This window comes from Nocardia sp. NPDC051990 (genome assembly GCF_040680755.1).
Taxonomy (GTDB): Bacteria; Actinomycetota; Actinomycetes; order Mycobacteriales; family Mycobacteriaceae; genus Nocardia.
Window position 1 is genome coordinate 122,037 of record NZ_JBFAXH010000008.1, and the last position, 12,492, is coordinate 134,528.

General features: G+C 65.7%; 10 protein-coding genes and 1 pseudogene. 2 read left to right on the forward strand and 9 right to left on the reverse strand.

Annotated features, from left to right (window positions below):
* Window positions 1–10: 10 nt before the first annotated feature.
* The 6 genes and pseudogenes from AB0L63_RS17465 to AB0L63_RS17490 form a co-directional block, all read right to left on the reverse strand.
* The gene (locus AB0L63_RS17465) at window positions 11–931 is read right to left on the reverse strand and encodes an SDR family NAD(P)-dependent oxidoreductase (RefSeq protein WP_364501371.1); all 921 of its coding nucleotides are present in this window, start codon (window positions 929–931) and stop codon (window positions 11–13) included.
* Between the two features lie 431 nt (window positions 932–1,362).
* Complete coding sequence (locus tag AB0L63_RS17470) at window positions 1,363–2,319, reverse strand: D-isomer specific 2-hydroxyacid dehydrogenase family protein (RefSeq protein WP_364501374.1); 957 nt, start codon at window positions 2,317–2,319, stop codon at window positions 1,363–1,365.
* Between the two features lie 111 nt (window positions 2,320–2,430).
* Window positions 2,431–3,387: a non-homologous end-joining DNA ligase gene (gene ligD, locus AB0L63_RS17475; RefSeq protein WP_364501376.1), complete on the reverse strand. Its 957-nt coding sequence runs from the start codon at window positions 3,385–3,387 to the stop codon at window positions 2,431–2,433.
* Window positions 3,388–3,625: 238 nt separating this feature from the next.
* The gene (locus AB0L63_RS17480) at window positions 3,626–3,784 is read right to left on the reverse strand and encodes a hypothetical protein (protein ID WP_364501379.1); all 159 of its coding nucleotides are present in this window, start codon (window positions 3,782–3,784) and stop codon (window positions 3,626–3,628) included.
* An 89-nt stretch (window positions 3,785–3,873) separates the two neighbouring features.
* A complete protein-coding gene (locus tag AB0L63_RS17485; RefSeq protein ID WP_364501382.1) occupies window positions 3,874–6,039 on the reverse strand; it encodes a DEAD/DEAH box helicase in 2,166 nt (721 codons plus the stop codon).
* A gap of 228 nt (window positions 6,040–6,267) precedes the next feature.
* A pseudogene (locus AB0L63_RS17490) lies at window positions 6,268–6,783 on the reverse strand (transposase); the annotation flags it as partial.
* Between the two features lie 237 nt (window positions 6,784–7,020).
* Between AB0L63_RS17490 and AB0L63_RS17495 the strand changes: the two are divergent.
* Window positions 7,021–7,503: a hypothetical protein gene (locus AB0L63_RS17495; RefSeq protein WP_364501384.1), complete on the forward strand. Its 483-nt coding sequence runs from the start codon at window positions 7,021–7,023 to the stop codon at window positions 7,501–7,503.
* Window positions 7,504–7,674: 171 nt separating this feature from the next.
* On the opposite strand, the gene AB0L63_RS17500 is transcribed toward AB0L63_RS17495, so the two are convergent.
* Window positions 7,675–8,898, reverse strand: coding sequence for an RtcB family protein (locus tag AB0L63_RS17500; protein ID WP_364501386.1), 1,224 nt, complete (start codon window positions 8,896–8,898; stop codon window positions 7,675–7,677).
* A gap of 206 nt (window positions 8,899–9,104) precedes the next feature.
* On the opposite strand from AB0L63_RS17500, the gene AB0L63_RS17505 reads away from it, so the two are divergent.
* A complete protein-coding gene (locus AB0L63_RS17505) occupies window positions 9,105–9,848 on the forward strand; it encodes a thioredoxin domain-containing protein (protein WP_364501389.1) in 744 nt (247 codons plus the stop codon).
* 21 nt (window positions 9,849–9,869) lie between these two features.
* Here the strand turns inward: AB0L63_RS17505 and AB0L63_RS17510 are convergent, their stop codons facing one another.
* Window positions 9,870–10,928 (reverse strand): amidohydrolase family protein, encoded by a 1,059-nt coding sequence (locus AB0L63_RS17510; protein ID WP_364501392.1) that lies wholly within the window; start codon window positions 10,926–10,928, stop codon window positions 9,870–9,872.
* A gap of 1 nt (window position 10,929) precedes the next feature.
* Window positions 10,930–12,303 carry a glutamine synthetase family protein gene (locus tag AB0L63_RS17515; protein WP_364501394.1) on the reverse strand — a complete coding sequence of 458 codons (1,374 nt, stop codon included), beginning with the start codon at window positions 12,301–12,303 and terminating at the stop codon, window positions 10,930–10,932.
* Between the last annotated feature and the right edge of the window lie 189 nt (window positions 12,304–12,492).

A 12,492-nucleotide genomic window follows, 5' to 3' on the forward strand; every position in this document is an offset into this window, starting at 1 on the left:
TTCGCCATGATCAGACTCCCGTCCTATCCGAGGCCGAAGTCCGGTCGGAGCTGGACGAGTTCTCCTGTGGCAGTAGCCGATTCAGCAGCCCGAGGGCATAGGTGTATTGAGCGGGGAAGTAGCGCTTGAGCCACCAGATGAGGTGCGCGTCCAGTTGCGGCAGTACATACAGTTGGCCGCGGTCGTTGGCGTCGAGGGTGGTGCGCGCGACGCGTTCGGGGGAGAAGCCGGTCAGGCGCATGAGGGTATCGGCCAATCGGGCCGATTGCGGGGTGATACGTCCGTCGCGAGCCACATTCGTCTTGACGAAGGTCGGGCACAGCACGGTGACCGCGACTCCGGTCCCGCTCAGCTCGGCCGCCATGGTTTCCGAGAGCGACAGCACCGCGGCCTTGGACGTGTTATAGACCGCCATCGACGGTGCGGCGGCGAAGGCAGCGGCCGAGGCGACATTGATGATTCCGCCCCTGTCGCGCCCGCCACCGCAGGCGGCGCGCAGTCGCGGTGCGAAGATCTCGCACCCGTGCACCACACCCCACAGGTTGATGCCGAGTGCCCAATTCCAATCGGCGAAACCGATTTCGCCGACCCGTTTGCCGCCGATGCCGACCCCGGCATTGTTGACCACCAGCGTGACCGGGCGTTCGAACAGCGATTCGGCGAAGCGCGCAAGGACTTCCACCTCTTCGTGGCGCGAAACATCGCAGCGGAACGCATGCGCGGCACCGGGATGGTTGCGCTCGATGAGGGCCACGGTCTCATCGGCGCGGGATTCATCGATATCGGCGCAGATCACCTGTCCACCGCGCGCGGCGATTTCGAGTGCGAAAGCACGGCCGATGCCGCTGCCCGCACCGGTGACCACCGCGCGGGCGCCATGACTGCGGCGCGGTCGGATTCCGATCGGGATGAGTCTTTCGAATCCGAACATCTCAACTCACCTTCTTCACGGTGTCAGAAATCAGTGTGGTACGCCGGAATTCGGCGGTCCGATCCAAGGCCAGGTCCGGCTCCGGCGTCAGCAGCGGCAGCGCCTGGAAGACGTGCTACCTGGCCCGGCGAGATCTCGAGTGCACAGTCGCATCGGCACAGAGCATTTCGGCGCCGCCCGCCTGGATCAGCGGCGGTGGCATGGCCATATCCGGCGGAACTCGCAGGCGCAGGCGCGGTGCGTCGGCGGTGCGTTCATGGGTACCGCCGCAGTCCGATCTCGCATGCCGCGGTAGCGAGTCTGGACCGTGCCGACGGCACCGCCGCAACACCAGAGACCGAGGGCCTCGTTGACCCTGTCATGAGCTAAGCGTCAGACATGAATGTGCCAGTTGTCAATGGCACATTCAAAACGGGATGGTTGCGGTTGGGTCAGTAACCCCGTTCGGTATCTATCGGCGCGAGCAGTTCCCGTCCGGTGATGAAGCGCCGCACATTCGCGCTGACATGGTCCGCGAAGGCGGCGAGGCGCAGCTGCGGGGGATTCGAATCATGCGGTGTGACAATGGCATTCGGCAGCACCCAGAGCGGGTGGCCGTCCGGCAGGGGTTCGGGATCGGTGACATCGAGACCGGCGCCGCCGATCGCGCCGGAGGCTAGGGCGGCCACCAGCGCGTCGGTGTCGACGAGGCTGCCGCGCGCCACATTGATCACCCAGGACGACGGCTTCAATCGGGCCAGTTCCTCCACTCCGACCAGGTGTTTCGTCTCGGCCGTCGCGGGTGCGGCGATCACCACGTGATCGGTGCGCGGCCAGATGCGGGCGAGATGTTCGGCCGGAAGGGTTTCGACGGTATCCGGAATTCCGGGCCCGGTCACCGGGCGGCCGGAGCGATTGACGGCGATGATGTGCGCACCGAGCGGGACGAGCATGGGAATCAGGGCGCGCCCGATCCCGCCCGCACCGACGATGGTGACCGTCTTGCCGCGCAGTGTGTCGACGTGCGGGAAGAAATCGTGCTGTCGCCAACTACCCGCCCGCAGGTGTTCGGGCAGATAGCGTACTCCGGCGAGCAGCAGCATCAATGCGTGCTCGGCTACGCTCGCGGCGAATGCGCCTGCGGCGGAGGTGAATCGAACATCTGGATGCCGAGCAAGAATGCCAGCGGTGAACCAGTCCTCGACACCGGCCGCGGGCAGCTGCACCCATTCGACGGAGTCCGGCAAGTCGTCCGGGAATTCACCGGGACCACCCGACCAGATCAGGGCCCTGGCCTGCGCCAGATCCGCGACGGTCGCGCCGCCCTCGACAACCGCCTTGCGCAATAACGTCGGCGCCGGCGTCATCGGGCCGATCGCGACCGGAACCGGAACCTCGGCGGGGCTCATGGACGACCTCCTGTCGCGGGCGAACCACCGGCACGGCGCCTGCGGTCGACTTCGCAGCGAACCGTAGCATCGGCACCTTTTGTCCTGTCCGAACCATCGGGCCGTGTGTGGTCAGTCCTCGTCGAGGTCGACGTCCAGCTTGTCGCGATCGGCCCATTCCAGCAGTTGGTCGATGCGGAATACTGCCTCGTCGATGCCCTTGTGTAGATCGCCGAGTTCGGCGAAGCGGGTGGGGACCGTTTTCATGGTGAAGTCGCGCGGGTTGATATCGGGTATCTCATCCCAGCGGATGGGGGTGGAAACCGTCGCTTCCGGGACGCCACGCACCGAATAGGCGGCGGCGATGGTGTGGTCGCGGGCGTTCTGGTTGTAGTCGACGAAGAGCAGTTTCGGATCGCGGTCCTTGCGCCACCAGGTGGTCGTCGCATCGTCGGGTGCGCGCCGCTCCACCTCGTGCGCGAAGGCCAGTGCCGCGCGGCGCACCTCGGTGAATCCCCACTCCGGCGCGATGCGCACATAGATGTGCATGCCCCTGCCGCCGGAGGTTTTCGGCCAGCCGACCGCGCCCAATTCGTCGAGCACCTCATGTGCCACGTCCGCGACTCGCTGCACCCGTGACCACGGGCAATCCGGCATCGGATCGAGGTCGATGCGCCATTCGTCTGGTCGCTCAGTGTCGTCGCGGCGCGAGTTCCACGGATGGAACTCGACCGTGGACATCTGCACCGCCCAGATGACATCGGCCAACTTGTCCACACAGAGTTCGTCGGCATGTCGTCCGTAGCGCGGAAAGAAGACGCGCACGGTGGGAATCCAGTCCGGCGCACCGGCGGGCAGCCGCTTCTGATGCACCTTGTCGCCCGCGAGTCCCTTGGGGAATCTATGCAGCATGCAGGGCCGATCCCGCAGTGCGCGGACGATGCCGTCCCCGACGCTCAGGTAGTACTGCACCAGGTCGAGCTTGGTCGCGCCGGACTCCGGGAAGTAGATGCGGTCTGGGTTGGAGATCCGGACGGTGCGGTCGCCGGCATCGAGTTCGACGGCGGGCGACGCGGACTTTCTGGCCACCCGTCCGACGATAACGGCTCGGTGGGTCCGCCGCCGGTATCCCGAGTGACATACAGCTCGAACTGCGCGCGGTGCCCGCGGGCGGCGGCCGGGGTCCGGGCGGGGTCGGCGCCAACGGCGTCCGCGAGCCGCGCCGGCCGATACCGTCGGCGACACCAGGCGGATCGAGCCGGACCCGCCGACGCTTCAACTACCGGACGCGCGTCAGTAGGGCGTATCCAGTGGCCACCGCGCAAGCTCAGTCGGGCTCGCGCAGCTCCGGCATGGGTGGTAGCTCGATGGTGTCGGCATTCGGGTCGATGCGGGGGTTGTCCAAGGTCTCGAAAAACGCCTCGGCCGAGTCGTACCTTGCGGTGACCTCATCTAGCAGCCGCTTTGCGGGCAAGTTTGAGTCCATGCCCATATCGTGACCGATCGAACCCGGCGCGAAACGCTGGCTAGCTAAATGTTTGCTAGTTTGTTAGTTACTGATCGGCAAACATTGGGCTAGGTCTGAGTGGCGAGCGCGAAGGGCAGTACCGCCGATGCCCCCGCGTTACGCAGGGCGTGCGCGGCCACCGTGAGCGTCCAGCCGGTATCGGCGAGTGCGTCGACGAGCAGGATCGGACCGTCCACTGAAGTCAGATCTGGAATCAGCCAGGAGTCGAACAGTCCCGCGACCCGATGGGCCGAGTTCGCGGCCGATACCGGCGGCCGATCCGCACGCAGTTGCAAGGTGCCGAGATCACGCAGGCGGCCGACCTCGGCGAGGCGGGCGGCGAGGGTGGCAGTGAGCACCGGATAGCGATGTGATTCAAGGGCCAGCACCGCGGTCGGGCGGGTAGTCCAATTCCATTCGCGCAGCACCGCGATGCAGGCGTCGAAGACGGTGTCCGGGACCGGATCATCGGGCGCGTCGAGCAGGGCGCGCAGGCGCTGGCCCCAGCCGAGGTCGGTGAGCCGACCGAGCGCACGTCCGGTCTCCGCGCCGTTGGTGATCTTGCCGGACAAGGGAATACCGAGTTTGGCCATCCCAGTGGGCCACTGCTTGCGCGGGGCGAGATCGAGGCCGGGACGGTCGAGCCGGGCCCGGGTCGCGGCGATGGCCGAGGAGTCGATGGTGGTATCGAGCCGGGTGCCGGTGCAGTTGTCGCAGCGGCCGCAGCCGGGTGTATTGCCGTCCAGCGCGGGCAAGCCGGGATCGTCGAGTTGGCGGCGCAGGAACTGCATCCGGCAGCCGGTGGTGCGCTGATAGTCGATCATCGCCTGCTGTTCGACCTCGCGGGCTGCGGCGAGACGTTCGTATCGTTCGGTGTCATAGACCCACGGCTGTCCGGTGGCGATCCAGCCGCCGCGTACCCGGCGCACCGCGCCGTCCACATCGAGCACCTTGAGCACCATTTCCAGCCGCGAGCGGTTCAGTTCGACCAGCGGCTCGAGTGCGGCTGTCGAGATGGGTCGGTCGAAGTCCAGTGCATCTAGTACCGAGCGCACGATGTGTTCGCGCGGAAAGGCAACGGAGGCGAAGTAACTCCAGATCCTGGCATCTTCCGGACCGGGCAGCAGCACCACTTCGGCGCGATCGGTGCCACGACCGGCACGACCCACCTGCTGGTAGTAGGCGATGGGGGACGATGGTGCGCCGACGTGCACCACGAAACCCAGATCGGGTTTGTCGAAGCCCATACCGAGTGCCGAGGTCGCGATGAGCGCCTTCACCTCGTTGTTCAGCAGTGCGGCCTCCAGCGCCTCGCGTTCGGCGGTATCGGTCTGCCCGGTATAGGCGGCGACATTGTGTCCGTGCGAATTCAGCACATCGGCGAGATCGTGCGCGGCGGCGACGGTGAGGGTGTAGACGATGCCGGAACCGGCCAACGTGTCGAGGTGCCCGCTGAGCCACGCGGTGCGCTCGATGGCATCGTCGAAGCGCACCACAGACAGGTGCAGCGATTCGCGATCCAGGGTGCCGCGCAGTACCAACGGAGGTGGCAGGCCGACGGAGTCGGCGGGGTGGGTAGACACACTGTCGGTGCCGATCTGGGTGGCCACATCGGTGACCACCCGATCGTTGGCGGTCGCGGTGGTGGCGAGCACCGGCACATCGGAGCCGAGATCGGCGATCAAGGTGCGGATGCGGCGGTAGTCGGGCCGGAAGTCGTGACCCCAGTCCGAGACGCAGTGCGCCTCATCGATCACGACCAGTCCGGCGTCGGCGGCCAGCTTGGGCAATACCTGGTCGCGGAAGTCCGGATTGTTCAGCCGCTCTGGGCTGACCAGCAGCACATCCACCTCGCCCGCGGCCACCCGATCGTGGATCTCATCCCATTCGGTGACATTGCCGGAGTTGATGGTCGCCGCGACGACGCCCGCCCGTTCCGCCGCCGCGACCTGGTTACGCATCAGCGCCAGCAGGGGCGACACGATCACCGTCGGCCCGCGCCCCGCTCGGCGCAGCAGCTTGGCCGCGATGAAATACACCGCCGACTTACCCCAGCCGGTGCGCTGCACCACCAGGGCCCGGCGCCGCTGGACGATCAAAGCCTCGATCGCCGTCCATTGATCCTCGCGCAGCCGCGCCCGCGGTCCCGCGAGGTCACGCAGCAACTCCTCGGCCCGTTCCCGCAACTCGGGTGCGGTGAGGTCGATCGCTGAAGTACCGGCCGCGGTGGTCATGCGCTCCATCGTGCCTGATGCGACTGACATCGATACCGACGACCGTGCCGCGCGCTATCCGTTCGACGAAAGGCTCGGCGGATCGAATGTCCCGATCGTTACCGGTGGACACCGATATCTCCGGTGCCGCCCGGTGGGCCAAAACGGCGAAATATCCCGGGGCAACGGGCAATAGAGTGAGACCATTGCTCCGCACCGTGAGACCGCGCAGGAGTTTCAATGATCGTGTCAAGCCGCAGCGCTGATCGAGGCTGGTGCCTCGGTGGCGAAGGTGCGGTTGTCACGGATCAGTGCCCAGATGACGTCGATCAGGCGGCGTGCCAGTGCGATGAGCGCTTGGGTGTGGATCTTTCCCTCGGCGCGTTTCTTTTGGTAGAAGGCTCGCGAGGGGCCGTCGGCGCGGCGGATGCTCGACAGTGCAGCCATCTAGAAGACTTTGCGCATACCACGGTGGTATCGCTTGGGGCGGTGCAGGTTTCCGCGTATCTTCCCCGAATCGCGAGGCACCGGCGCCAGTCCGGCGTAGGCGGCCAGGCGGCCCGCGCTGCCGAACACGGTGCGCAGGTCACCACCGGCATCGGCCAGCAGTTGCGCACCCAGGATCGGGTCGAACCCGTCCACGCTGGTGATGGCGGCGGCGTGGGGATGCTCGCCGAACCGTTCGGTGAGTTGTTTATCGAGATCTTTGATCTCACGATCGAGGTCGCGCAGTTGACGGGCCAGCCGGGCGATGAGCGGCGCGGTGACCGCCACTCGGTCCGACCTCCCACTCTCACAACTCGACCCCACGGACGACCCCGCCAGCATCTCCATAAACAGCGACTGAGCACACAGATTTCAATCAGCTGCCAAGGCGTCCAGAACGACCGGGCGGCCACTCCTGCGAAACCACCCAACGGCAAGCAGCCATCAGCCACACCCCGCCGTCCTGGGCATCCAGGACATCCAGCCCTGAACACCTACAACCTTATGGAGGCAGCCATGACGAACTACGAGCCGCCGCCGGGTTGGTCGCCACCCGGTGCGCAATTCCGCAGTACCGGTGGATTCGGGCGAACCATGGTCGGCATATTGACCGGTCTGGTGGTTACGCCGGTCGGGATCGGACTCGCCGCACATGCGGCGCTGGATACCCGGCAGTGGGTCATTCTCGGGTCCGTGGCGAATCGGGCCGGGTCGACGTTCCAGATCGTCGGTGGGGCACTGTTATTACTTCTGGTGGCCGCGCTCGCCGCATACACACCGGCCGGGACGGTGCTCGCCGGTCTGATCTGGGGTGTGGTGCCGGGCTTCGTGTATTTCCTGTTCCCGGATGACACCTGGCGAATCATCCATGATGATCTGCCGCTGTTGTCCGAGGAGATGCGGCAAGCGCTGATCACCTGGGTGGCGAGTGGATACGCATTCATTCTCGGCGTCCTGCTGCTCGGTGCGGGCGTCGCGGGAACGATGCGGCGGCGCTGAATGCGTTCAGGCCGAATTGCCGTGGCGCTCATCACAATTCGGCCCTACTCAAGTCGATGTCCGTGCTACTGCCCGAGTCTCATTGCCAATAATGAGGCAACGCAGCATCGTGGATGTCGCTGAGCTGCTTCGTGCCGAATTGCGGTTGTGCCACCACAATTCGGCCACGTCTCACCCCTTCACGCACAGCACCTGACGCAACGTCGCGACGATATCCACCAGATCGCTCTGTGCCGCGATCACCTCGTCGATGTCTTTGTACGCGGCCGGGATCTCGTCGACCACGCCCGCATCCTTGCGCGATTCCACGCCCTCGGTCTGCGCGATCAGATCCGCGACGGTGAACTGCTTCTTCGCGGCGTTGCGGCTCATCCGCCGACCCGCGCCATGCGATGCCGACTGGAACGAGGCCGGATTTCCCTTGCCGCGCACCACATATGAGCGCGTGCCCATCGAACCCGGGATCAATGCCAGATCGCCCGCTCCCGCCCGCACCGCGCCCTTGCGGGTCACCAGCATCGGCACACCGTCGATCTCCTCCTCCGCCACATAGTTGTGGTGGCAGCTCAGGGGCTCGTCGAAACGCACCTCGCGGCCGGTGAATTCCGCGCGCGCCGCATCGCATACCAGCGACAGCATCACTGCGCGGTTGCGTGCGGCGTATTCCTGCGCCCAGGTCAGATCCCGCCGGTACGCCTCCATTTCCGGTGTGCCGGAAAGGAATACGGCCAGATCACGATCGGGTAGATCTTGATTGTGCGGCAGTGCGCGCGCGACGGTCATATGTCGCTCGGCGAGTTCTTTGCCGATATTGCGGCTACCGGAGTGCAGCAGGATCCAGACCGTGTCGTGTTCATCCAGGCAAATCTCGATGAAGTGGTTGCCGGAGCCGAGCGAGCCGATCTGCTTGTGTGCTTTGGACTCCAGTGCCTGAACGCCCGGATTCAGCGAGCCGAACTCGGACCAGAAACGCGCCCAGCCGCGGACGTGCCTGGCCAATTCGCCATGTGAGGCGGCGAACCGCGCGCCCAGCTTCGCGACGTCGACCGCATCCTTATGCGCCTGGAACCCCACCGGCACCGCCGCCTCGATGCGCGAGCGCAGTGAATGTAGATTGTCCGGCAGGTCGGCGGCGGTGAGGTCGGTCCGCACGCTCTCCATGCCGCAGCCGATATCCACGCCGACGGCCGCGGGTGCGACCGCATCGCGCATCGCGATCACCGAGCCGACCGTCGCGCCCTTGCCGAGGTGCACGTCGGGCATGACGCGGACGCCGTGGACCCATGGCAGTTGCGCGATATTCCGTAGTTGCCGCAGCGCGGCCTGCTCGATATCGTGCTCGTTGGCCCACATGAGCGTCTGCGCCCTGGTACCGCGCAGCTCAACGGGAAACATGAGAAGCGTCCTTCCTTGTTCGGTCTGTTCCCTTTCAACGCTAGATTCCCCGCAGGGCTGTGCGCACTTCAATATTCGCGAAAGTTGGCCGCAAGAAATCGGCAGTCAGGCGTCGTCGGCGCGCGACCGGACGAGCATGCCGCGTTCGGCAACCGCTATCGTGCGGAGCGGAACTTTTCGGCGAGCGAAAGCGTGGTGAAGCTACCGTGAGCAACCCGCAGGGTGGATGGGCCGGTCCGCCGTCGGCGTCGCGGTCGACCAAACCCGCAGTCGTCATTCTGGCCGTGGTCGCCGCACTGCTGCTCGTCGGCGTGGGCGTGGTCGGCGTCGTTGTGGTGCAGAGTCGTACCGAGGTCATTTCGGGTGCCGCCACGGCGGCGGCCGCCGGTTCCGGGACGACCCCGGCGGGGCTGACCGCCACCGGCACGGTCCGCGTCGGCGATTCGAATGCGAAGGTCGTTGTTCGCGTGGTCGCGGACCTGCAGTGCCCCGCATGTCAACAATTCGAGAAACGCAATGCCAAGACTCTCGAAGACACCGCCAAGGACGGCACGGCGGTCATCGAGTACGACGTCATCTCATTCTTGGACCGCGCCTCCTCGACCCAGTACTCCTCGCGCGCCGCGAATGCGTCATATTGCGTTGCGGGACAGGATCATTCGAAATATCAGGGCTGGTTCGCCGCGATGTTCGAACAGCAGCCCGCCGAGGGCGGCAGTGGCCTACCCGACAGCGAGCTCATCGAGATCGCCAAGAAGGCGGGCTACACCGATCCGGCTGTCGCCCAATGCATTACCGATCGCAAATACGACACCTATGTCCGTGACAAAACCAAGCAGGTCCTCAACGGCGACGTCAACTCGACTCCAACCGTCTTCGTCAACGGTAAGAAACTCGACTCCAGCCAGGTGTTCAACGGACTCGCCGCTGCCATCGCCGCCGCACGATAGTCCCTCCGATGGATCGCGCGATCATTCAGGATAGGTGCGCGCGGCGTTTCCGCTGGCGATCGCCGTGACGAGCCGTTCGGCGTCAGCGAGGGTGATGGCATCGTCGGCGATCCACTCGTCGAGCAGGCGGCCGAGACCGAGCCGCCACAGCAGTGCGCCGAGGTAGTGCAGTTCCGGGAGTCCGCAGCCGTCGGAGGAGTACAGCAAGGCGCGGAACGGGGCGAGTTCGAGTGCTTCGGCGAGTACGGCGTCGGCTCGTTGTCCCACGTAGGGGATGGTCAGGCCGAGGTCGAGGTGCACATGGTTGAAGGCGTGGGCGAGGTAGGCGGCGTTGCGATGGAATGGCCAGCAGTGCAGCAGCATGACCGATAGTCCGGTGCCCGCGGTGGCATGCAGGAAGTCGGCGAGCAGTAGCGGATCGGCGGACTGGAGCCGCAGATCCGTATCACCGAATCCGGTGTGGAACTGCAGCGGCAGGCCGAGTTCGGCTCCGATGCGAGCGCCGAGTCCGACGAGCCAGCCGAGCGTCGCCGGATCGGTGAGGCGGAGTTCGTGGACGAGTGTCGATGGCGGTGTATCGGTGCGGGGGAAGTCCAGGCCGCAGCGGTAGGCCACGATTGTCTTGAGGCCGACGGCATTTCGGGCCCGACCACGCAATGCGGTCTCGATATCCTCGAAAGGTCTTTTCGCCGCTCCGATTTCGGTGATCACCTGCTCGGCCACCTGTTCGAGCCGGACGATCTCGCATACTTCGCCGGGGGCGAGGGCGGCGAATTCCGCTCGTCCACCACCGAATCCGGTATCGAGTAACCATCGGGTCGTGCCGGCGGCGCACAGCAGTCGGGTGGTCGCTTCGCGCCAGCCGAGCTCGGCCCTGCGCGCCAGATACCGCTCCGCATTCGCATGTGGTTCAAGGTCGAGAATCGGTGCACACCAACGCCTTACCGCCAGACCGATCGCCGAATCGAAGGTGCCGTGTTGTCCCTCACCGAGGAGTCGCTCGAAACCGGGGCGGTCCAGATCCGCGGCCACGACGCCGTGACAATGGTGATCGGTGAGACCGACACCGTCAGTGAGCACGCTAGAACCGCCAGCGGGTCAGCTCGACCACCTTGGCCGGACTGATATCCCGATAGCGTTCCGCCTCGGCGCGGCGCACCGTGAGCAGCGCATCGTGCAATTCGACGCCGAGTGCTTCGGCGAGCACCTTGGAGTCCGCGAGTGCGTCGGCGGCCTCCATCGAACTGGTCGGCAACCGTCGCACACCCGACAGCATGAGTTGTTCCGCATCGAAACTTACCGGATCGCCGGTGATTTCGGCGGGCAGCCGCAGTTCTTCGGCGACACCGGCGAGTCCGGCGGCAATGACCGCACCGACGATCAGATACGGATTGCCGGTCGCGTCGAAACATTTGACCTCGGCATTGGCCGCCCAGTCCTGGGTGCCCTGCACACCGGTGATGAAGCGCAGCGCGGACTCCCGCGTCTCCCGACCCCAGCATTGCCAGACCCCGGCCCAGCGCGAGGGTTGCAGCCGAAGGAAACTCGCCGGATTGCCCGCGCCGATCGCGACCAGGGCGGGCAGTTCCCGCAGCACACCGGCCAGGAAAGCCTCGCCCGCGGGGCGCATGCCATAGGGACCCGTGCCCGTGGCCAAGAGCGGTCCTTCGTCATCGTGCAGTGAAAGGTGCAGGTGCGCACCGGAACCCGCGCTGCTGGGCTCGATACACGGCGCGAGCAGTGCGCGCCAACCGTATTGTGCGCTCACCTGCCGGATGGTGTGCCGCACCAGGATCGCGTCATCGGCGGCCGCGACCGGATCATTGGGCACGACCGACAACTCCAGTTGCGACAGTGCGTATTCCGGATGGAATTGATCGACGGCGATCTCCTGGCGCTCCAATGCCGCGACGAGATCACTGGCGTATTCGCCCACCTGGCTCAACCGGATCATGCTGTAGGCGGGCCCGTATATCACTGGGACGAAATCGTTGTCGACGTCCGCGCGCCCGACCGACCACTCCGTCTCGAATGCCATCGACAGTCGCAGGCCGGCATGCTCGGCCACCTGGGCCTGCCGGGTCGCGAAGGCGCGCTGACAGGCGACGAAGCGGGTGCCGTCCTGGGTGAACTTATCGGCGGGCGCCCAGGCCCATCCGGGCTGACAGGCGAGTTCGGTCAATCGGGACAGATCGGGAATCAGGCGCAGATCACCATCGGGTCCGCCGAGATACCGCCCGACAGACATCAGATCGTCGAAGGTGTACGTCTCGAAACAGGGCGACACCCCGATCCCGAACTTGGCGGCATGCGCCAACCGCCCCTTCGGCACCGATTTCACCCTGGTTATCCCGGCATTGTCCACAAAGGTCAGCGCAACCATATGGGCCTCGAGGTGCCCGATCAACGCATCGTGGGCACCCTCGGCCGGTATCCGATCCGGCATAGTAGGCATAGCCCCAAGATAATCCGACCTCGTCGGGTTTTGCGCCGAATGAGCGTTGCCGGTGGCGCCGCGGCCAGTTCGATGCCTGGCCCACTGCTCCCGTCGTCGCGGCTTATGATCGACGTGTCGGGACCAGTTGGTTTTCGCCTCGAGAGGTAAGTACATGAGTCGCTCGTGGTGCGGTCCGAGTGGCAGGCC

Coding starts and splice junctions, on each gene's coding strand:
- AB0L63_RS17465 (WP_364501371.1), bottom strand. CDS start 931: ATGTTCGGATTCGAAAGACTCATCCCGATCGGAATCCGACCGCGCCGC.
- AB0L63_RS17470 (WP_364501374.1), bottom strand. CDS start 2,319: ATGAGCCCCGCCGAGGTTCCGGTTCCGGTCGCGATCGGCCCGATGACG.
- AB0L63_RS17480 (WP_364501379.1), bottom strand. CDS start 3,784: ATGGACTCAAACTTGCCCGCAAAGCGGCTGCTAGATGAGGTCACCGCA.
- AB0L63_RS17485 (WP_364501382.1), bottom strand. CDS start 6,039: ATGACCACCGCGGCCGGTACTTCAGCGATCGACCTCACCGCACCCGAG.
- AB0L63_RS17495 (WP_364501384.1), top strand. CDS start 7,021: ATGACGAACTACGAGCCGCCGCCGGGTTGGTCGCCACCCGGTGCGCAA.
- AB0L63_RS17500 (WP_364501386.1), bottom strand. CDS start 8,898: ATGTTTCCCGTTGAGCTGCGCGGTACCAGGGCGCAGACGCTCATGTGG.
- AB0L63_RS17515 (WP_364501394.1), bottom strand. CDS start 12,303: ATGCCTACTATGCCGGATCGGATACCGGCCGAGGGTGCCCACGATGCG.